This is a genomic window from Pseudomonas antarctica (assembly GCF_001647715.1).
GTDB lineage: Bacteria > Pseudomonadota > Gammaproteobacteria > Pseudomonadales > Pseudomonadaceae > Aquipseudomonas > Aquipseudomonas antarctica_A.
Genome location: NZ_CP015600.1, coordinates 6,401,412 through 6,422,953, shown reverse-complemented (window position 1 = coordinate 6,422,953; position 21,542 = coordinate 6,401,412). Strand labels below are relative to the sequence as shown.

At 61.8% G+C, this 21,542-nt stretch carries 15 protein-coding genes; 6 read left to right on the top strand and 9 right to left on the bottom strand.

Annotation, left to right across the window (positions count from 1 at the left end; all coding sequences use genetic code 11):
• The 4 genes from glmS to A7J50_RS29240 all read left to right on the top strand — a co-directional run bounded on the left by glmS (position 1) and on the right by A7J50_RS29240 (position 4,121).
• Complete coding sequence (glmS, locus tag A7J50_RS29255; protein ID WP_064454820.1) at positions 1-1,833, top strand: glutamine--fructose-6-phosphate transaminase (isomerizing); 1,833 nt, start codon at positions 1-3, stop codon at positions 1,831-1,833.
• Between the two features lie 59 nt (positions 1,834-1,892).
• On the top strand, positions 1,893-2,255 hold the full coding sequence (locus A7J50_RS29250) for a hypothetical protein (RefSeq protein ID WP_064454819.1): 363 nt from the start codon (positions 1,893-1,895) through the stop codon (positions 2,253-2,255).
• Between the two features lie 121 nt (positions 2,256-2,376).
• The gene (locus A7J50_RS29245; RefSeq protein WP_064454818.1) at positions 2,377-2,958 is read left to right on the top strand and encodes a LemA family protein; all 582 of its coding nucleotides are present in this window, start codon (positions 2,377-2,379) and stop codon (positions 2,956-2,958) included.
• Positions 2,955-4,121, top strand: a complete 1,167-nt coding sequence (locus A7J50_RS29240; RefSeq protein WP_064454817.1) for a hypothetical protein — start codon at positions 2,955-2,957, stop codon at positions 4,119-4,121. Before A7J50_RS29245 ends, A7J50_RS29240 begins: the two co-directional genes overlap by 4 nt.
• Here A7J50_RS29240 and pbpC read toward each other — a convergent pair whose 3' ends face one another.
• The 3 genes from pbpC to A7J50_RS29225 all read right to left on the bottom strand — a co-directional run bounded on the left by pbpC (position 4,122) and on the right by A7J50_RS29225 (position 12,915).
• A complete protein-coding gene (pbpC, locus tag A7J50_RS29235) occupies positions 4,122-6,419 on the bottom strand; it encodes a penicillin-binding protein 1C (RefSeq protein WP_064454816.1) in 2,298 nt (765 codons plus the stop codon).
• Positions 6,400-12,207 carry an alpha-2-macroglobulin gene (locus tag A7J50_RS29230; RefSeq protein ID WP_064455032.1) on the bottom strand — a complete coding sequence of 1,936 codons (5,808 nt, stop codon included), beginning with the start codon at positions 12,205-12,207 and terminating at the stop codon, positions 6,400-6,402. The genes pbpC and A7J50_RS29230 overlap by 20 nt, the downstream gene beginning before the upstream one ends.
• A gap of 78 nt (positions 12,208-12,285) precedes the next feature.
• Positions 12,286-12,915, bottom strand: coding sequence for a LysE family translocator (locus A7J50_RS29225; protein WP_064454815.1), 630 nt, complete (start codon positions 12,913-12,915; stop codon positions 12,286-12,288).
• Positions 12,916-13,052: 137 nt separating this feature from the next.
• Between A7J50_RS29225 and A7J50_RS29220 the strand changes: the two genes are divergently transcribed.
• The gene (locus A7J50_RS29220; RefSeq protein ID WP_064455031.1) at positions 13,053-13,526 is read left to right on the top strand and encodes an Lrp/AsnC family transcriptional regulator; all 474 of its coding nucleotides are present in this window, start codon (positions 13,053-13,055) and stop codon (positions 13,524-13,526) included.
• Positions 13,527-13,611: 85 nt separating this feature from the next.
• Here the strand turns inward: A7J50_RS29220 and A7J50_RS29215 are convergent, their stop codons facing one another.
• Genes A7J50_RS29215 through A7J50_RS29190 form a run of 6 tightly spaced genes read right to left on the bottom strand, consistent with a single transcriptional unit; the run spans position 13,612 to position 19,292 of the window.
• Positions 13,612-14,544 carry a phosphatidate cytidylyltransferase gene (locus A7J50_RS29215; protein WP_064454814.1) on the bottom strand — a complete coding sequence of 311 codons (933 nt, stop codon included), beginning with the start codon at positions 14,542-14,544 and terminating at the stop codon, positions 13,612-13,614.
• A 1-nt stretch (position 14,545) separates the two neighbouring features.
• Positions 14,546-15,166 (bottom strand): lysophospholipid acyltransferase family protein, encoded by a 621-nt coding sequence (locus tag A7J50_RS29210; RefSeq protein ID WP_064454813.1) that lies wholly within the window; start codon positions 15,164-15,166, stop codon positions 14,546-14,548.
• A 9-nt stretch (positions 15,167-15,175) separates the two neighbouring features.
• A complete protein-coding gene (locus A7J50_RS29205; protein ID WP_064454812.1) occupies positions 15,176-15,619 on the bottom strand; it encodes a hypothetical protein in 444 nt (147 codons plus the stop codon).
• On the bottom strand, positions 15,609-16,907 hold the full coding sequence (locus A7J50_RS29200) for a phosphatase PAP2/dual specificity phosphatase family protein (RefSeq protein WP_064454811.1): 1,299 nt from the start codon (positions 16,905-16,907) through the stop codon (positions 15,609-15,611). Before A7J50_RS29200 ends, A7J50_RS29205 begins: the two co-directional genes overlap by 11 nt.
• Before the next feature lie 2 nt (positions 16,908-16,909).
• Entirely contained in the window at positions 16,910-18,664 is a 1,755-nt protein-coding gene (locus A7J50_RS29195; protein ID WP_064454810.1) for a bifunctional alpha/beta hydrolase/class I SAM-dependent methyltransferase, read from the bottom strand.
• A gap of 10 nt (positions 18,665-18,674) precedes the next feature.
• Positions 18,675-19,292 (bottom strand): CDP-alcohol phosphatidyltransferase family protein, encoded by a 618-nt coding sequence (locus tag A7J50_RS29190; protein ID WP_064454809.1) that lies wholly within the window; start codon positions 19,290-19,292, stop codon positions 18,675-18,677.
• 319 nt (positions 19,293-19,611) lie between these two features.
• Between A7J50_RS29190 and hflK the strand changes: the two genes are divergently transcribed.
• Positions 19,612-21,537, top strand: coding sequence for a protease modulator HflK (gene hflK, locus A7J50_RS29185; protein ID WP_064454808.1), 1,926 nt, complete (start codon positions 19,612-19,614; stop codon positions 21,535-21,537).
• The last annotated feature ends 5 nt before the right edge of the window (positions 21,538-21,542 follow it).

Below are 21,542 nucleotides of genomic sequence, written 5' to 3'. Positions count from 1 at the left end.
ATGTGTGGAATTGTAGGCGCAGTCGCTGAACGCAACGTCACCGCCATCTTGCTCGAAGGCCTCAAGCGCCTGGAATACCGCGGCTACGACAGCGCCGGTGTGGCCGTTTTCACCAACGCCGGCAAGCTTGAGCGCATGCGTCGCCCGGGCAAGGTCGCTGAGCTGGAGCAAGCGCTGCTCGGCGAGCCGCTGGTCGGCCGTCTGGGCATTGCTCACACCCGCTGGGCCACCCACGGGGCGCCGTGCGAGCGTAATGCCCACCCGCACTTTTCCGGCGACCTGGCGGTGGTGCACAACGGCATCATCGAAAACCACGAAGTGCTGCGCGAACAGCTCAAGGGCCTGGGCTACGTGTTCACCTCGGACACCGACACCGAAGTCATCGCTCACCTGCTGAACCACAAGCTCAAGGACCTCGGCGACCTGACCGTTGCCCTCAAGGCCACCGTCAAGGAACTGCACGGCGCCTACGGCCTGGCCGTGGTCAGCGCCAGCCAACCCGACCGCGTGGTTGCCGCCCGCAGTGGCAGCCCGTTGGTGATCGGCCTGGGCCTGGGGGAAAACTTCCTCGCCTCCGACCAACTGGCCCTGCGCCAGGTCACCGACCGCTTCGTGTACCTGGAAGAAGGCGATATCGCCGACATCCGCCGTGAAAGCGTGGCGATCTGGGACGTCAACGGCAATTCCGTCGAACGCGAAGCCGTGCAATACCGCGACGGCGCCGAAGCCGCCGACAAAGGCGCGTTCCGCCACTTCATGCTCAAGGAAATCCACGAGCAACCTTCCGTGGTGCAACGCACGCTGGAAGGTCGCTTGAGCCAGAACCAAGTGCTGGTCAATGCATTCGGCCCGCAAGCGGCCGAGCTGTTCGCCAAAGTGCGCAACGTGCAGATCGTCGCCTGCGGCACCAGCTACCACGCGGGTATGGTTGCGCGTTACTGGCTGGAAGAACTGGCCGGCATCCCTTGCCAGGTCGAAGTCGCCAGCGAATTCCGCTACCGCAAGGTCGTGGTGCAGCCAGACACCCTGTTTGTGACCATCTCCCAGTCCGGCGAAACCGCCGACACCCTGGCCGCACTGCGCAACGCCAAAGAGCTGGGCTTCCTCGCCAGCCTGGCGATCTGCAACGTCAGCATCAGCTCCCTGGTGCGCGAGTCCGACCTGACCCTGTTGACCCAGGCCGGTCGCGAAATCGGCGTGGCGTCCACCAAAGCCTTCACCACCCAACTGGTAGGCCTGTTGCTGCTGACCCTGTCCCTGGGCCAGGTTCGCGGCACCCTCGCCGAAGGCGTCGAAGCCACCCTGGTGGAAGAACTGCGCCGCCTGCCGACCCGCCTGGGTGAAGCCCTGGCCATGGACAGCACCGTGGAAAAAGTCGCCGAACTGTTCGCCGACAAAAACCACACCCTGTTCCTCGGCCGTGGCGCGCAGTACCCGGTGGCCATGGAAGGCTCGCTGAAACTCAAGGAAATCTCCTACATCCACGCCGAAGCCTACCCGGCCGGTGAGCTGAAACATGGCCCGCTGGCCCTGGTGGATGACGACATGCCGGTGGTCACCGTCGCGCCGAACAACGAACTGCTGGAAAAGCTCAAATCCAACCTGCAGGAAGTGCGTGCCCGTGGCGGCCAACTGATCGTGTTCGCCGACGAGAAAGCCGGTATGACCAATGGTGAAGGCACCCACGTCATCAACATGCCGCACATCCACGACACCCTGTCGCCGATCCTCTACACCATCCCGCTGCAGTTGCTGTCGTACTACGTAGCGGTGCTCAAGGGCACCGACGTGGACCAGCCGCGTAACCTGGCGAAGTCGGTGACGGTGGAGTAACACGCCACGCGCCTGGAGGCCCGCAAGGGCTTCAGGCTCCAACGATAGGATGCGATTTCATGCAAACCTCCTCCCGCGTCCACGAGCGCTTGAACAATCGCCGATTTACGGTCGCGAACAACACTCAAGGGCTTTCCGGCTCAGGGACGGCATTTCATTACCAGGTGGAAGGAGATGCCATTTCGGGCACTTACCAAGGCGGCCGGATACGCATGGGTCAGCAGGTCGGGCGCGTAACAGGACCCAACACCCTCGAACTTCTTTACCAATGCTTGACCACCGAAGGTGAACTCCTCGCCGGTTGGTCTCGCGGCACGGTAAGCGTTGATCATGCCGGGCGCACCACGCTGACGTTTGTATGGGGATGGTTGTCGGGTGCGACAGGCGGTGGGGAGTCCAGCTACATCGAGTTTACTGAGTAACGGCGAGCGTCTCGTTGAATCAACGACCTCTTGTCGAATCTGTGGGCTACTACCGGGCGCGCAGTCAGGCTAACCCCTAGAATGCTTCCCTGTGGATAACTCAGCCAGGGACGCCGTCACCATGAACATAGAACTGCTAATCGCCGGCATCGTCGTGCTGATCATTGTCGTGGGCCTGGTCGGCTGGATGGTCGGGGTCTATAACGGCCTGGTGATGCGGCGTAACGATGTGGATAAGGCGTTCGCCAACATCGACGTACTGCTCAAGCAACGGGCCGACCAGATTCCCGACTTGATGCGCGTGGTGCAGACCGCCATGAACCATGAGAACGCGCTGTTCACCCGCCTCAGCGACGCGCGGACTCAATACCTCAACGCCAGCAGCCTTAACGACAAGGTCGACGCGTCCAACCAGCTCAATGCGGCCCTCAAGTCGGTGATTGCGGTGGCGGAGAGTTACCCCGCGCTGATCTCAGGACCGAACATGGTTGAGTTGCAGCAGGCCATCTCGGCCGTGGAGGAGCGAATTGCCGACCGACGTGAGTTCTTCAACGAGTCGGTCAACCTCTACAACATCGCCATCGCGGTGTTCCCCGACCTGTTCTTTGCGCGAATGCTCAGCTATCAGCGCATTCCCTTGTTGGCCATCAGTGCTGAAGAAACCCGCTACGAGGGTGTGAAGCTTGAGGTGCCCGGGGCATGAAAACCACTCAGGTCGGTGAGGTTGTGAAAAAACCGCTGTGGAAAACCCTGCTGGCACTGGCGTTGGTCGCGGGTTTTATCAGTTTGATTGTGTATGCCCCGAACCTCTTCATCGCGCTGTTTTTTCCAGTCGGCATTCTGGTCGGCTTGCTGGCGAGCTTTGGTCCCAACTTTTACAAAACCGAACAGCGGCTGGCCACCAGCCAGATTCGGTCGCTGGCGATGGGTCTGGTGGAGGTACGCGGCACAGTGATTGCTGACAAGACCCTGCTGTCGCCGGTCAATGGCACGCCATGCGTGGGGTATGTCTGGATTGTCGAAGACGGCAAGAAAGACGACGACGGCCTCTGGAGTTGGAGCCGGGTGTCCGGAGAGGCGCGCTGCAATGACTTTCGGCTACAGGACGCCACAGGTGAGATCCGCGTGATGGCCGAGGGTATTGACCTGTTCGGCAACAAATCGCCTGACGACTATGAACTCGTCGGCAGCTCACGACGCCAAGGTGAAATCCTGCTGGTCCTGGACCTGGATGTGATGCTGATCGGCGACGCCTGCGAGCACGAGGGCAAGCCGGTGATCGCCCAGGGCAAACAGCGCAACGCGGTGTTCGGCCTTTCGCAAACCCAGGATGTGGAAAATACCCGGGTGCTGGCGCCATTGTGGCGCGCCGGCGGTTTCTATGCCGCAATCATAGGGATGATCGGGGTTGGCATCATGGCCATGACGCCTGCGCATTTTGCCCAATTGCATTTGCCGGGCCCCGATACCTATCAACAGATGGAGCCATTGGGCCCGGTGTATCGACTGCTGGCCTGGTTGTACCGCGAGGGCGGTTTCCCGATTCCCTTCATGGCCGCGTTTGGCTTCTTCCTGACGCTCATCGTGGTGATGATGGCAACCCGCCTTGTCCTGCCCCAAGGCATGCGCCTGGCCGTCGGCCGTGTCCTGGGGGCGTGGATGGGGCTGGGCATGATCATCGGCGGCGTAGTGACCTTACTGCTGTTCGTTGCTCAGGTGGATACCTTGAAGCTGTTTCTGGTGTGGATGCTGATCCTGCTGGGTACCTTGGTGTTTTCAATCTTCGAGCAACGGAAGCTGGGTGCGGCGTACAACCATTTTGCAAAGCGCGTCGGTAAAGCCGGTTTCGGCGACGAAGACGCCTGATCACGGCACAAATTCCACCTTTAAGCCCCGGCTCGCACTGCGCCCCTGATCATCACTGACCCGCAACCGGTATTCCCCCGACTTGCCCGGCCGCCAGTTCAGTGTGGTTTGTGGCGGGCCCTGGCCGATCAGGGTCTGGTTGGCAAACCAATACAGCGTCGCCGCATCGCTGGCCGCGTTGGCAGTGAGCGGGATACTTTCCTGGGGCTGGGACAGGCGCAACTGATAACTCACTTGCGTCAGCGGCGAGCGTATCTGCGGCGCTTCGCTTTGATCGCTGATGCGGTTGGGTTGGCAGTTCTTCATTACGTTGGGCGGCGTACGTCGAGGCAGGCCAGCCGCACGGTACAGGCGCTGCACGTCACTGGGCCAGAACTCGAAGACTTCTTCGCGGGTGTATTGCGCATCGAACGGTGGGCACGCGGCCTTGCCCGTACGCGTGTCGATCAGTACCGGGCGGTGCAGGTTAGACACGCGAATCGGTGACACGCCGGGAATGTACCAAGTCTTGCGAGTTTGCGGGCACCAGTGGTTGGGTAACTCGCCGGAGGCGGCGCACACATCGATGCGCACCAGCCCGGCGGGCGGTTTTTCGGCTTTAATCACGACATTGGGCAGCGCCAGAGGCAAGGCGTCGGCGATCCGAAAGAACAACGGCGCAGCGGTCTTGGCACCGATAAACGCCGGGTTCGGTCGGCCATCAAAGTTACCCACCCACACCACCAGCACGTACGGGCCGACCAAGCCTGCGCTCCAGGCATCGTGAAAGCCCCAGGACGTGCCGGTTTTCCAGGCGGTGCGCCAGTGGCGGCCGGGCAAACCGTCCGGGCGTGGGTTGCGCCGAAGCATGTCGCGCACCATAAACGCGGCTTGGGGCGTGAGCAGCTGCGCGCCCGTGGATTGCGGTTGCTCCTGCAAATACCGCAACGGCCGCAAATGCCCGTCACCGGCCAGCATCACATACAGGCGCGCCAGCTCTTCCGGCGTCATCTCGCCGCCGCCCAAGGCCAGCGCCAGGCCGTAATGGCTTTCGTTGCGCAACCCTTTGATGCCGGCACGTTGCAGCAACCCATACAGCGAAGGCGACTGCACTTGGCTGGCGAGCCATACCGCCGGGATGTTGCGACTACGGATCAAAGCATCCCGCGCTGTCAGCGGCCCGACAAAGCTACCGTCGAAATTTTCCGGCTGGAAGTAGCCGAAGTTACTCGGCAAGTCCTTGAGGATACTCATGGGGTGGATCACCCCCTGATCCAGCGCCAGCCCATACAGAAATGGCTTGAGCGTCGACCCAGGTGAGCGGCGGGACAACACTCCGTTGACCTGGCCGTGGATGCTTGTGGATAAGTAATCCGCCGAACCCACCAAGGCCTTGACGCTCTGGTCGCGACTGTCGATCAGAATTGCTGTGGCGTTTTCCACACCTGTGCTGCGCCGTTCGGCAATAAAGCCTGTGATCAGGCGTTCGAGCAATTGCTGTAAGGGCAGGTTAAGGGTGGTGTTGAGTTCGTTGCCGGCCTGGGACGCCAACAGTTGTTCACTCACATGTGGCGCCAGAAAAGGAATCTGCTGGCGGTTGCGCGCCTCCAGGGGCAAGTCGAGCAAACTGTCGTTGCGCGGGTCCTGTGGATAAGTTCCGCGCCATTCGGTCATCAACCGCAGCCGTGCGTTTTGCAGCGATGGCCCGAAGCGCGCGCGCCGACCCGGCTGTTGCGGAATCACCGCCAGCGCCAAGGCTTCGGACAACGACAACTGCGCCGCCGACTTGCCGAAATAAATGCGACTGGCCGCTTCGGCACCGTCGATATTGCCGCCCATGGGCGCCAGGTTCAGGTACGCCTCAAGGATGTCGTGCTTGCTGTAGCGCGCTTCCAGCCACAGCGCCAACGCCATCTGCTGCAACTTGCCCGGTACTTGGCGAGTGTTGAGGTCCCACAGGCGCCGCGCCAGTTGCATGGTCAGTGTCGAGCCGCCCTGGCGCTGGCCGCCGCTGTAGGTGGTCGCGGCCGCGCGCAGCAACGCGGGGGGATTAATACCCGGGTGCCAGTAGAAATTGCGGTCTTCCTTGAGCAGCAACGCCTCGACCAGTGACGGCGACATACGCTCGAGGGGCAGCCACAGGCGGTACTGTCCGTCGTCCGCCAACGTCATGCGCAGCAGCGAGCCGTCGTCGGCCAGCACTACCCGTGACGAGGTCACGGCGTGTTCCAGCGGGGCATGGGGCCACAGCCGCAGCCCCGCCAGTACCACCGCCGCTGCCAGCAGCGGCGTCAGGCGCTTAAGGCTTGGTAATTTCAAGCTGGCCTACTTTGCCGCGCCCTTGCAGGGTGGTTTCGTACATACCTTCGGCATAGGCCGGTGGCGTATTGAACGTACCTGCGTTGGTGGCGCGTACGCGGTAGACGAACGTGCCTACATCGCGCAGCGCGGTGCCGTACAACACTACGCGATCGTCACGCACATCCACATAGTCCGGCTGCCAATTGCTCAACTCGGTCTCGCCGATGGGCGCCTGCCAGGCGTCCGCTTCTTCGCCGTCTGCGGTTTCGGCGTATTCGGAGTCTTCACCCTCGCTTTCATCGGTACTGGCGGCTTCCGGCTCCGGCGGCAAGTTATACACAGGCTCGACGCCACCCGGCAGCAGGTCGACCACGGCCACTTGCTGCACTTGATCACGGTCGGTGGCGCGCAGACGCAGACGCACCAGGAACTCATCGCCTACTGCGACTTTGCTCACCGGCTCGCCTTTAAGGTCGAGGTACTCGTGGATGATTTCCAGGCCGTTGTTGATTGGCTTGAGCTGGGTACCTTTGTCGAAGCCGGCTTCGCTGAGCATGTAGAACGCGGCCGGGCCGTCGGTTTTTTCCATCACCAGTTTCTGCGTGCTGCCCGGCACGGCGGCGCGCGGTGGCTGGCCGGCCATTTCCAGCAGTTGCTGTTGCTTGTCACCCAACCAGGCGGTGGCCTTGAGGGTCATGTCGCTTTGCGCACGCTGGCCATAGTTATCCAGAGCGCGCAGCAACAGGGCGGCCGACAGCGAGTTGTAACGCTGTTCGTTGAGGCGCTTGCCGAGTTTGTCCAGCAACGCCGTCGGCACATCGCCCAGCAACTCGGGGAAATGACGCGCCAGCAGGTGCAAGTGTTCAGCATCATGCACCAGCGGGTCGTAATACAGGCCATCGCTGTCCCACTTATCCACAAGGGAACGCCACGGGATTTTGCGGAACAATGCATCCGCCTGGCGATCTTGCTTAAGCAGCTTGTAGCTGGCAGCCAGGTAGGCGGCGCCCAGGTCGTTCTGCCAAGTGTCCTTGAAGTAGTTCTCGTAGCGCTCGCGGATATCGCTCAGGGCGCCGCTCACCAGAATCCCCTGACGGCTCAGCAAGTAGCTGGCGTAGGCACGGTTGCGCAATTCCGACAGGCCTTCGCTCGGACCATTGGCCAGGTCTGTCAGATACGTGTTGGCGCGTACCAGCAGGTCTTCCGGCACCGGTAGCCCGCGCTCCCTGGCTTCGATCAGGAAGTCAGTGGCGTACAGACTGGCGTACGGCGCCACGTCCGGGTTGGCCGCCCACAAGCCAAAGCCGCCGGCCGAGTTCTGGCGTTGGCGCAGCATGCGTACCGCGCCGCTGAACGCTTGCTCGGCTTCTGGCGCAGTGCCACCCCAGATCAACGCCGGCATGGCCTTGGACACCAGTTGCTCGGTGCAGGCATACCCGTAGTCATCCAGGTAATGCTTGAGGCCGTTGGCCCACACCAGCGGCGAGGCCGCCACACCCAGTTGCACATCACGTAATTGGCTGAACAGTTCACGCGTTGGCTTGAGTTCTTTGCTGGCGCTGTCGAAGCGACCCAGGCTCAGGGCCACGCGATGCTCGCTCAGTGGGCGGATCGACGTGGTTTCCGCGACCTGAATGCGTTTGCCGTCCGGCAATACCGCGATAAAACGCAGGTCCGCCGAGCCGAGGGTTTCGCCGACCTTGATCTTGAACTCTGCCGTGCCTTCCTTGCGCGGTTGCAGGGACAAGGTGCTGCCCTTGTCGCCCTGCACGTTGAGGCCGTCGCTAGTCTGCACTTCAAACTTCACATCCGCCGCAGCATCCAGGTTGCTGAACACCCCGGCGCTTACATTGAACACATCTCCCGGCGCCACAAAAGCCGGTACGTTCGGCGTAATCACAATCGGCCCGCGCACCTCGGTATTGGCCTCGCTGACACCGACGCTGTCGGCATCCACCGCCACCGCAAACAGGTGCAGCTTGCCGTTGAAGCTGTCCGGCACCTGGTAATGCAGCACGGTTTCACCGGCGGGCAAGTCCACCAGCCCAGACCACCATGCCACCGGCGGCTGATGTTTACGCTTGAACGGGTTCAGATGATTGGCCAGGCCGCCTTCTGTATCGCCGCCGGGCGCCGCCCCACTGAGCAGGCGGCTGAATTCCGGCAAGATCAGGTCAAGAATCTGACTGGTGCCGACTTCAAGCGCACGCTTCTGGAAGAAGAAGCCCAATGGGTCTGGCGTCTGATAGCGCGCCACTTGCAGGATACCTTCGTCCACCGCGTAGACCACCGCGCGGCCTGGGCGGTCGGCAGTGACCTTGATATCCAGGGTCTGCCCCGGCTCAATCTTCGCCGGGCCTTCGACTTTCAGCGCCATGCGCCGTGCATCCAGGTTGATGCTGAACGGCACCACGCCATAGGACAACGGGCTCATGTAGACCTCGGACGAGCCGATGTCCCGCACGAACTGCACGTTGACGTAGGCATTGCCCTCGAGCCCTGCAGGCACGCGGATATGTTGCACGCTGTTGGTGCTGTCGGCCTTGAACCACTGCTGTGTGTAAACCTTGTCACGCTCGATGGTGATCAAGCCGGCGCCGGTGTATGGCGCGCGAATGCTGATTGCGATCTCGTCACCCGTGGCGTAGCTGCGTTTATCCAGGCGCAATTGCAACTCGGCGTTACGCTCCAGGGAGCGCGAGGTGTTGCCGCGCCCGGCCACGCTGTAGTCGATCTGGTTGAGCAGGTTGCCGTTGGCGTCCTTGAGTTGCAGGGTGAAATCGCCCGGCGTGCCGGTGTTCAAGGTCTGCTTGGCGCCTTCCTTGGTCATCACCAGCGGCGAGGCCGGTTGGCTGATGTTCTTGATGCGCGACTCGTACTTGTAGGTGCCGTTGGACTGTTTTACCAGCACCGACACATAGCGGTGCTCGATGACTTCGCTGGTCAGGCCGTCCACCGCCACGGGTGTAAGGTCCGGCGCCACGGCCAGCCATTGCACTTGGCGTGGGGCGTCTTTGGCGACGTACGACAGCGAATCCTGACTTTTCACACCGACCAGATAAGGTGCGGATGACACCAGCAGCGCATTTTGCGCTGCAACGTTACGGCCACCTTCAGCTTCGAACACTTGGGTCATCACTTGCAGGCGATAGGTGCTGTTGGCGAAGCGTTGCAAGTTGAGGTCGAGCACCGCCTGGCCGTTGTCGTCGACAGTGGTTTCCGCCAGGTCTTCGGTGCTGGCTTCTTCCAGCGAATCGTTGAGGCGGAAGCGGTAATCGGGGTAACGGTCGAAGGCCGCCAGCGTGGGGCTCAGGGACATTTTGGCGGTGACGCGACGGCCGGACGCCGGGGCGCCGAACAGGTGCATCGCGGTGACTTTGGCCACCACCTGGTCCGGTGGAATCCAGCCCAACACCGGAGTGTCGTGCAGGCTCAGGCTGACCTTCATGCGGTCTGGCTCGAAATCGCGGACCTTGAAGCTGACACTGCCCAGGTCGGTGCGCGTGTTTTTCTGGCCAATCAACTGCAAGGTCGCGGTGTAATCCCCGGCGGGGGCGACTTCGCTGCTGGGGAAATCAAAGGTTTCAAAACCGCTGGTGGACAGTTTCAGCGGCTGGCGAATGACTTCCAGGCCACGTGGGTCGGTGATTTGCAGCTCCACCGGCAGGCCTTGTAATGCGCCTTTCCAATTGCCGCTGCGCACGATCATGCCCAGGTGCGCCGTTTCGCCGGGCCGATACAGGCCGCGGTCGGTGAACAGGTAGGCGCTGAGGCGATCAATCGCGCCGTCTTCTTCCAAACCGCCTACATCAAAGCGCGACAAATCCAGCTGTTGCGACTGACGGGCAATCGGCAGGAACGACTGGTCATTGCCGCGAGTGACGACATACATCAGCGGCGTTTTCTCACGGCGCAGTTCATCCAGCTTGGCGAAATGCGCATGGCCTTCGGCATCGGTGCGGCCGCTGCTGACCGGCAAACCGTTACGACCAATGATGTCGACTTGTGCGTCGGCCACCGGCGAGCCGTTGCCAATGGACTGCACGTAGACATCATGGCTGCCGTCGCTGGAGCGTTTGGCGATGATGCCAAGGTCGGTGACCACGATGAAGCGCAAGTCGCTGGTGCTGCTGCGTGAGTAATCGAACGTGCGCTCGGCGGGGTCATCCTGAGGGCTGAGCTTGAGCACAAAGATGCCGCGACGACCGCCGTTGGCGGTGAGGTAGTGGCTCAGGTCGACGTTGTCGTAGACGGTTTTCGCCGGGTCATTGGACGACAGCGGAATATCCAGCGACTGACGCTCCACCATACGGTCGAAGTAATCATTGCCAAAATTCGGACGGGCGAAGCTGCCGCTGCTCTGGTCCACCAGGTGCTGCAACTGATTGGGCAGCAGCCGGGCGATTTCCACATGGGCGCCGGGCACGCCGCGGGCCATGAAGCCCAGGCGTTTTTCGCCGTTGAGGCTGAGCAAGGCGCCGTCAGACAGGAACTGCAAAGTGCGTGGGTACGCCGGCATGCTGATCAGCGACGCCGTAGGGTCTTTCGCCAGGTAGCCGCCGATGGCTTCCAGGTTCGCGGGAACGCGCACATACAGCGCGCGGCCTGCGGGAGCCTTGAACTTGAAGGCGTGAAGCGTATTCAGTGGTTCGACGCTGGGCACGTGGGTCAGGGTGACCTTTGAACTACGGGCCAGCAGAGCATCGTCGATCTCGTTGCTGTAATAGGGGCGGGTATCGTCCTGGGCTTTTTCCGGCAGCAGCCAGGCCTGGACCTTACCTGCGATGGTGTCATCGGCCACGGCGCTGGAACTGCTGAACATCAGCACGGGTTCCGGTTCAGCGCGCGCGTTGTCGACAAAGCTCACTTCGGCGCCGGTAAAGGTCAGGCGATAGCGACCGGGCACGGTGACCTCAGAGACCAGCGGAGCGGTGCTGGCGTTGCCGCCGTCGCGGGCCTTGATCCCTTCTTCGAGTTTGGCGCTGACGGGCGTGCTTTCCAGTGGCGTGGCCAGGGCGGCGGAGCGTACGTAGGCGTTGAGCCTGGTGTCGTCGAAGGTGATTTCCGGGCGGTTGGGTAACTGGGCATCGCGGTAGGCCAGGCCTTTGCCGAGGGTTATCGATACACGCTTGCGCAGGCTGTCTTCATCGACCGGGTGGGAAAAATGAAAAGTCGCCACCAGCTGTTTCAACGTCGGGTTGGACGGGTCTTGATACAGCTCGTTTTGCGCCAGGGTGGCGCGGAAGGGTTGAGTGGAAAACTGACTGCTGTACTGGTTGAGCAGTACACCGTCGGCCAGCAGCTTTTTCTTGGCCAGGTCGAGGGTGTAATGGGCGTCGACGGGCCAGTCTTTTTCCGGCACGAACAACAAGGTGTGGTCGTCGGACCAACGCCAGGCGCCGGCCACTTCAGGTTTTAGGGTGATGCCTTCGGTGACTGGCTTGCCAATGGCTGCCAGTGGAGCCACGGACTCGGCGAAACGCACCTGCAAGTTATCCACAACCGGTGGTTGCTGGGTGTAATCAGTCAGGTTCGGTTTGTGCAGCGAATAGCCAACGGTGTGCGGTTGCGGCAGGTGCGAGTACCACTGCCAGCCATAGAAGCCGGCGGCGGCCAGTAACACCAGACCCAACACCCCGGCACCGGCCTGACGCGGGTAGGCGCGTGCTTTATGGCCCACATTTGCCAGGCCATGCCCGAGGGTGCGCAGCCAGGGCGGCGGTTGCCATTGGCCGAAGAGAGCACTCACCACAGTCAGTAAAGCGCCGAGAATCCGGCGGCTGGTCGCTTTCAACGAATCGAGCATGGTGAGCATCCCTGGCTAAGTGCGGCCTATATTACACGCGTCTTTGATACAAAAGATGACGTGAAATTGCCGACGTGCTCAGGCCTGCTGCACAAACGTAAGACGCACCGCAAAACCAATCAAAAGACTGCCAAATAACCACTGCTGAACACGCTGCGCCGAGCGATTGCGCGCCAGCCAGTGGCCGATGCGCGCGCCGGCCAGGGCATAGCAGCAGTCGAATGCGAAACCGACGCTCACCAGGATTACACCGAGCAACGCAAACTGCGCCGCCACCGGGCCTGCTTGTGGGTTGATGAATTGCGGCAGCAACACGGAGCAGAACAGCAGGGCCTTGGGGTTGAGCAGATTGGTGAGCAGGCCGCGCTGAAAGGCCGTGCGCCAGGCGTGGACCGACGGTGCGCCCTGGCTCTCGTTGAACGATGTCAGCCCATTGGCACGCAGGCATTGCACGCCCAGCCATAACAGGTAGGCGGCGCCACCGAGGCGCACCACGTCAAACGTCCACGGCGCCACTTTGAACAACGTCGCCAAACCCATACCGGCCAACGCCACATGGCATGCCCGGGCCAGCCCCAAGCCGATTGTCGTAGTCAGCGCCAAGGCTTTGCCCTGGCGCGCGCCGGTTTGCAGCAGCAGGATCATGTCCGGCCCCGGCAACAGGAAAGCCACCGATAGGGCCAACAGAAATAACCAGAGCTGCGCCATGTTTCATCTCCCACCATTTGTCGGCCAATTCTAGGGTTGAAAGGCGGGGCAGGTGCTTGCGAAGTCAGCCGGATAAGCGTCTAGTCTTGGCACTATCTGCCACCAATACAGCCAACGGCCATCCACTTATGCCAAATATCAAGCTTGACGCTTTTGACCGCAAGATTCTCGAAGCGCTGCAACGGGACGGCCGCCTGAGCAATGTGCAACTGGCTGATGCGATCGGTCTGTCCGCCTCCCCCTGTTTGCGCCGCGTGCGTCTGTTGGAAGAAGCCGGGGTGATTCGCGGTTATCAGGCCACGCTGGACCGCGACGAAGTGGGGCTGGGCATGATGGTGTTTGTCGGCGTGAAGGTGGAGCGGCACAACGACACCGAAGCGAATGCCTTTCGCGAGGCGGTGACGGCATTGCCCGAAGTGATCTCGGCGTTTCTGGTGTCGGGGGAGTCGGACTTTTTGTTGCAGGTGGTGGTGCCGGACTTACGTGGGTATGAGCGGTTCGTCACGGGCAGCCTGTTGAAGCTGCCGGGGGTGAGGGATATTCGCAGTAACTTCGCGATCCAGACCGTGAAAACCCCAGGCGCCTTGCCCCTGGGACATTTGCCGGGCTGAGGACTGGAAAACACTGCAAAACCAGTGTGGGAGCAGGCAAGCCAGCTCCCACATTTGATCCGCATTGGGCTTGAGCCTGTATGGCTCAGGTCCACCAGTAGCGAACGAGGTGAAAGAAAATCGGCGCGGCAAAACACACCGAATCCAGCCGATCCAGCATCCCGCCATGTCCTTCGATCATATGCCCCCAATCCTTAACGCCCCGGTCGCGCTTGATCGCCGACATCACAATGCCGCCGGCAAAACCCAACAGGTTGATCAACAAGGCGATCAAAAACGACTGCCACGGATTAAACGGCGTAGTCCACCACAGCGCCGCTCCGATCAGGGACGACAGCAGAATCCCGCCAATAAAGCCTTCGACGGTTTTGGAGGGCGACAGGTTGGGCGCGATCTTGTGCTTGCCGAACAGCTTGCCGCACACGTACTGCAGAACGTCCGACAGTTGCACCACAATCACCAGGTAGGCGATCAGCAAGAGGTTACGGCCTTCATAACCGGGGATGTCGAGGGTCAACAAGGCCGGCACGAATGACACGCAGAAGACCGCGATCATCAGGCCCCATTGCACTTTCGAGGCCCGCTCCAGGAAGTGCGTGCTGTCGCCACCGAGGGACGCGAGGATCGGCAGCAGCAGGAACACATACACCGGGATAAAGATCGAGAACAGCCCGTACCAGTCCGAGTAGATCAGCACGTATTGCAAGGGCAGGGCCACGTAAAACGCGGCCACCAGCGCCGGGTAGTCGCTGCGGCGCGTGGGGGTGAGGGTGAGGAATTCGCGCAGGGCATAGAACGACACCGCGTAGAACAGCAGGATCACCGCGCCGGTACCGAGCCAGAAAGCAATGCCGATCACCACCACCATCACCCACCAGGCGTTGATGCGGGCGTTGAGGTTGTCGATCACCGCATTCGGTGTACCACGGGTGCGCAGTTTGAGGATCAGTCCGATCAGTGAGGCGAGCACCAGGATCGCGCCGATCCCGCCGAACAACATCAAGGTTTGGCTATCCATGTCAGACATGCTCCGGGGCGAGGGCAAGCAGGGCGTCGCGGGTACGGGCAAGGAATGCGGCTTTGTCTTCACCTTCTTCCAATTGCAACGGCGCGCCGAAGCTGGTGGTACACAACAACGGCAGCGGCAGTACGCGGCCCTTGGGCATGACCCGGTTGAGGTTGGCTATCCACACGGGGACCAATTCAGCCTGTGGGTAACTTTTTGCCAGGTGATACAGGCCGCTTTTGAACGGCAGCAGGCCGTCTTCCAGGTTGCGCGTGCCTTCGGGGAAGATGATCAGCGAGTCGCCGCCTTCAAGCGCGGCCAGCATGGGCTGCAAGGGGTTATCCACAGGGTCTTTACGCTCGCGGTCGATCAGCACGCCATTGAATACGCGGTTGATGATGTAGCGGCGCAAGGCACTTTTGTTCCAATAATCGCTACCGGCCACCGGGCGCGTGAATTTGCGCAGGTTCTGCGGCAGTGATGCCCACAGCAGCACAAAGTCGCCGTGGCTGCTGTGGTTGGCGAAGTAAATGCGTTGCACCGGAACCGGCGCGCAACCCAGCCACAGGCTACGGGCGCCGGTGACGGTGCGGGCCATCGAGGTAATCAGTGTGGCGACCACAGGTTCGAACATGGGAATTCCTTATCCGGCAAAAGGTAGCCAAGGGCTGGCGAGTATCACCAGCAAGGTCAGCAGCACTTGCGCGCCCAGCAGCCAAGCCTGCTTGCGCAACAATTTAAGGGCGCCGCGACGGCGTTCGGTCCAGGGCCGGCCAGCGCGTTTGGGCGATTGCAGGCCGAGGGTTTGCAAGGCCTGGTCGAGATCGGGTGTGCGCTGGGTGTCGCGGGCCAGCAGAGCGAACAGGTCGGCATCGAAAGCCACGCGTAGCGCCCAGTACTTTTGCAGCAGGCCGAGAATAATCATCCACAGGCTGAGCAGCAGGCAGATTGTCGAAATACTCGCCATCAGCAATTGAGCCAGGCCGAACAGCACACCGACCACGGTCAGGCCTGTGGATAACTGATCGAGCGATCGGCCCCGGCGCAGAAGGCTGGCGACCACTTGGAGTTCCATATCAGCAGGCATGGGGCAAACCCTCCAGTGCTTCACGGTGAGCGGGATGCAGGACCACGCGGGGCCTGGCTGTACGAATAATAGCCAGCGCCTCCTCGACACTGGCCGCGCGGCCACTGTGCAGCAACCATGCGGCGACCGCCGTGGCGCTGCGCGAATAACCCAGGGCGCAGCACACCAACACGGGCCCGCCCAGGCGCAGGCGTTCGATGGCTTGCGCGGCTTGCAGGCATTCGGCGGGGGTCGGGGCGATCAAGTCGAGCACAGGAATGCATTGATAAGCGCAGCTCTGTGGATTAATCGGCAATTCGGCGCAGAGATCGACGATGGCCTTGAATGACCCCTGTTCGCTAGCGGTAGGAATTCGACCAAGCCAGACGTTATCCACAACCTGGTCGGGTTGTGGATGTTTACGCGTCCACAACCGCGAGTTAATCCAGGCCGCCGCCAGGTAGGGCGCATACAACCAGCGTGCGGCGGGCGTCAGACGGCCATCGGTGCGTTTCTGAAAGCCCGCAGCGCCCAGTGCCAGGTAGTTTGCCTTTATCAGGCCAAGGGAAACCGCCGGCCAGATCAGCCAGAGCCACCCGCCCCCCAAGCTCAGCGCCACAATCAATAGCACCACCGACCCCGCGCCGTAACGCAAGCCGAGCCGCCACTGCTGCGAATCCCGCGTAAGCCGTGCATTCAACAGCGGGCTCGGGTGCTCCACTGGCCACAACCACACGCATAACCAGCCGGCGAGGGCGCCTGTGGGTAAGTCAATAAAGTGATGTTGATAAGTGGACAGCACCGAAATACCGATTAACGCGAACCAGCCATGCACCACCCAACGCCAGAACCCTTGCGTGTGGCGCTGGTACATGACCCACAGGATCACCAGCAGCGCGATGTGCAGTGAGGGCGCCTGGTTGAACGGTTTGTCGAAGCCGGCCAGTACCGCAAACAGCCAGCCAAACACACCGTCCAGTTCCGGCCGTTCAAAGGTGAAACGCAGTGGCCAGATGAGGAAGCAGCTCACGGCAATGACTTGCGCACTGAGCAGGCGCAATGCGTGTTGTTTCAACTCATGGCGAGTGTTGGGCAGCAGCAACGAGAACCCGTAGAGCAGGTCAATGGACCAATAGGGCACGATGGTCCAGGCCCAGAACGGCATATGGGTTTCCCAGCCGAACACCAGTGTGCCGACGTCGCTGCGCTGGCTGGTGACCCAGGTGGCAAAGCCGTAGGTACTGAAAAACAACGGCGCCAGCAACAGCAGCCACAGGACTGCCGGTTTCAATAAGCCGGGTTCGCGCATGCTCAGATCTTCTGTGCCAGGGACACGGTGAAAATGCCCCATTCGTCGACACGCTGGGTGATCTTGCGAAAGCCTGCGGCCTCGACCAACTGATCCATCTCTGCCTGGCTGCGCCGGCGCATCACCCAGGCCTGGCCCTGGCGATGGCTGGTGAGCGCGCGGGCGATCAGTTCCAGCTGCGGATGCCACGGTTGACCGGTGTAAACCAGATAACCGCCAGGCTCCACCGCTTCGGTCAGCCCTGCCAACGAACCGCCTACCATGCGGTTATCGGCAAACAATTCATACAGCCCGGACACCACCGCCAAAGTCGGCTTGGGGTCCAGTGCCGCCAGATCAGCCCGGTCAAACGCATCACCTTTGACGAACTGGGCGATATCCCCAAGGCCTTTTTCGCGGATCAGCGCGCCACCGTCGCGCACGTTGATGTCACTGTAGTCGCGCAGCAGGATTGATTCCGGCAGCGGCGAAACGCCCTGCAAGGCTTCGAGAATATAGCGGCCGTGGCCGGCGGCGATATCGACAATTCGTACCTCACGATCATCTGCACGCAACTTGGCCATGGCCAGGCGCAGCAGTTCTTCGACATTCAGCTTGCGCTGGCGAATGCCGCGCCAGCCGATGGAGTTGAGGTAGTTGGTGTCGATCATCCGCCCCAGCCCGCCCTGACCGGTGGGCGTGTTGCGGTACACGTAGTCCAGCGTGCTACCGGAGTCGAAGCCGGTGTCGAAGCCCAATTTCACGCCGGCCGACAAGTTCTTGCCCAAGCCCATGCTGGCGCGGGTCATGCGCCAGTACAGGTCGCGCAATGAATGACGTGGCAGCGGCGCGGCGAGGGATTCTGACTCGGCGCAGGTGGCGCCCAATTTGTCGGCGTCGAGCAAAGAGGCGCGGTCCAGCGGGTGGTTGAAGTTCTGCAGGATAAAGCGCTTGGCGCTGCTCACGGCTATCGCTCGGTCGCGTTCGCCGAGGGTGTCGTGGAAAAAACCGGGAAGAATATGCAGCTCTTTTTTCAGGCTGCCGAGGCGGTCGAAAAATTGCTGCTGGGGTTTACGGTGCACCACAAAGTCGGAGCCGGAGATCAGCAGTTGTGTGGGCACTTGAATCGCCTGGGCATCGGCTACAACGCGATCGGCAGCTTCGTACAGCCCGAGCAGCACATTCACTGAAATGGCTTTGGTGATCAATGGGTCGCTGTCGTAGGACGCGACCCGCTCCGGGTCGTGGCTGAGGAACTTGGCCTTGACGTAACTGTTGACGAAAAAGTTGCCGCGCAACGTGCGCATCAGCGCCAGGCCCGGTCGCGCAAAAGGTACGTAGAGCTTGACCTTGAACGCCGGGGAGGCCAGCACCAGGGCGCGGATTTTGGGTGCGTAATCGTGCACCCAGGTGGCGGCGATCACGGCGCCCACGCTTTGGGCGATGACGGCGAAGTTCTCTTCTTCGATGCCGTAAGTGGCGCCGATATGGTCGCAGAAGGTCTGCACGTCGCGGGCGCTGGTGGCGAAGCTGGGGCTGTCACCGCGGGCGCCGGGGGATTGGCCGTGGCCGCGTGCGTCCCAGGCGAAGAAATCGAATTGCGGCAGGTCGAGTTCGTCGACCAGGTGAGCAATGCGCCCCGAATGCTCGTGGCCGCGATGAAACAGCAGGATCGCCTTGCGCGGCTCATCGCCCGCAGGCGCCGTGGCCGGCCAGTGCCGATAGAAAAGCTCGACGCCATCATGGGTACTGAAGGTGTGCTCTTGCTGTTCGCGCATCGCAAATTCCTTATGCAGAAGGGGAAATCGTTTCTTTGAGGCCTTGGCGCACGCGATTGACCAAGGTATAGGCGAGCAGGGCGGCGACCAGCCACATCACCGTATCGACCCAGCCTGCGTTGAGCCAACCCAGTGCCACGCCGGTGGCGAGCACCCCGAGTACAAACGCGCGATCACTCTTGCCCATTGGGCCGTCGTAGCGGCGCGAAGCGCCCACCATCGGCCCGAGCACACCGGCGTATTCGCTGAACACGGCGAGCAGCGCCACCAGCAGCACCGGCACCAGGCTGGCATCGGGGATCAGGGCAAAGGGCAGGATCAGCGCGCTGTCGGCGATGACGTCGCACAGTTCATTGAGGTAGGCACCGAGGCGCGATTGCTGGCCAAAGTCCCGGGCGAGCATGCCGTCGATGGCATTGAGTGCCATGCGCAGGATCATCCACAGCGGGATCAGCGCAAACAGCCAGAGGTGTTGGGCGAAGCTGGCGATCAACAGGCCGACCAGCAGGGAAACCACGCCAGCCAACACGGTGATCTGGTTGGCGGTGGTGCCGTTGTCATAGAGACGCTGCACGAGGGGGCGCAGCACGTTTTGAAAACGCGGCTTGAGCTGATAGATCGAAATCATGGGGAGTGGCGCTTCCTTGTCCGTGAACCCGCGAAAACTGTTTTGGAGTGTGCCGATTAATCCGTGCCTGCACCAGTGATGGCGCGTGTTTATGGGGGTTTAGTCACGGTCTCGCAGGTGCCGGAGGGTATTTGTGGCAGGGGGCTTGCGCCTGATAGCTATGGGCCAGCCAGTACAGGCATTCACTGACCCATCGCCATCGCGAGTAAGCCCCGTCCACAGGGGCGCAGCGCAGGGCTCAAAAACGGTGTTTAGCGAACAAAAATTTCACGCCGCGTGTTATATCGTAACGAACTGTGTGTAAGCGGGCGTTGAGTGGATGCAAGTGGATTTAGAAGCTGACGGCGCTTCGGTTGAAGGCCTCGCGCGTTTTCAACAAGGGTTGTTCCATGCCCGTCGATTGAGGCAGGCCGGCATCAGCCTGACCGCCCTGGCTGTCGCCGGTTGGGTGCTGGCGTTGTTCGTCGCCTTGTTTGCGCCGCTGTCGATCTGGCCGGTGGTGCTGATCAATTGCGCGAGCGCTCTGCTGGTGCTGGTGGCCGGGTTGCAATCGGCGTGGTGGGTCGCCGATTGGCGCGCCCAGGCGCTGGAAGAGCCCGCGGCTGAACTGACCGAACGGCCCCTCGAAGAGCGCGGTGGGTACGCGCGTCTGCTGGAGCGTTTCGGCAGCGGCTTGCTGGCCCAGATCGGCGCGCCCGTGTTGTGGCTCTGTGGTTGGTCGTTGTTGGCGTTGGTCAGTATCATCGAATTCTGGAACCTGGCCCTGCCCGCATCGCCCGTGGGGCAATCCGCGAGCATCGGCGCTGCGTTGGCGCTGGCGCTGGCCTTTGGCTTGTTGGTGTTCGAGCGCCGTCTGGCTCAGGAAACCGCTGCGCAATGGCCTGAAGCTTCGCAGCTGGCGCAATTGATCCGGGTGGCGATTCTTGTCCTGGTGGTCAGTGCGATCTGTTTGTTGTTTGCCGGCGCGCAATCCGTCTGGCCGCTGCGCTTGGCGACGATTGTTGGCCTGTTGCCAGCGCTGGTGGCGCTGGAGTTCCTGTTAAGGGGCACGCTGTCGCTGTTCAGCCCGCGCCAGCCACGGCTCGAACCACGCTTGATGGCGCAAAGCTTTATCGCCGGTCTGCTGCGCTGGCCGCCACAACCCTTGCTCGCTTTGCAGCACGAACTGCACAACCGCTTCGGCATCGACCTGCGCCAGATCTGGGCGTTTACCTACATGCGCCGGGCGTTCTTGCCGGTGCTGCTGGTGGTGCTGGCGGTAGGCTGGTCACTGACCGGCGTGCACGAAGTGCCCCTGCAAGGCCGTGGGATTTATGAGCGGTTCGGCAAACCGGTGGAAGTCTTCGGCCCGGGCCTGCATGCCGGGTTGCCGTGGCCACTGGGTCGCGTCCTGAGTGTGGAAAACGGCGTTGTGCATGAGCTGGCCACCAGCGCCAGCGACGCCGCAGCACCGCCGTTGGCCCCTGCCGAAGGCCCGGCGCCGCTGATCGCCAACCGGTTGTGGGATGCCAGCCATGTGAATGACAAGTCCCAGGTGATCGCCAGCAGCAGCGGCGACAAGCAGAGCTTCCAGATCGTCAATATGGACGTACGTTTCGTCTACCGCATCGGCCTCACCGATCAGGCCGCACTGGCCGCCACCTATAACAGCGCCGATGTGCCGACGCTGATTCGCAGTACCGCCAGCCGCATCCTCGTGCATGACTTTGCCTCGCGCACCCTCGACGAACTTCTTGGCGAACAGCGCACCAGCCTCGCCGACGAGGTCGGGCGCGCGGTACAGGCGGACCTGCAAAAACTCGACAGCGGCGTGGAAATTCTGGCCACGGTGGTGGAAGCCATTCACCCACCGGCCGGCGCCGCCAACGCCTACCACGGCGTGCAGGCGGCACAAATCGGTGCCCAGGCACTGATTTCCCGTGAGCGCGGCGCCGCCAGCGAACAAACTAACCAGGCTTTGCTGCAGGCCAGCACCGCGCGCGACCAGGCGATGGCCACCGCCCGTGAAGTGAACGCGGGCGCCCAAGCGGCAGACCTGCGCTTTAGCGCCGAACAAAAGGCTTACGCCACCGCAGGCCGTGCCTTCGTGCTGGAGCAGTATCTCGCTCAACTGAGCCAAGGGCTGGCGCACGCCAAGCTGCTTATTCTGGATCACCGCCTGGGCGCCGATGGTGCGCCAACGATCGATCTGCGTTCTTTTACTTTGCCGGCCGATCCTTCGGTGCCGCGTAAAGCCGTTCAATAAGGAGT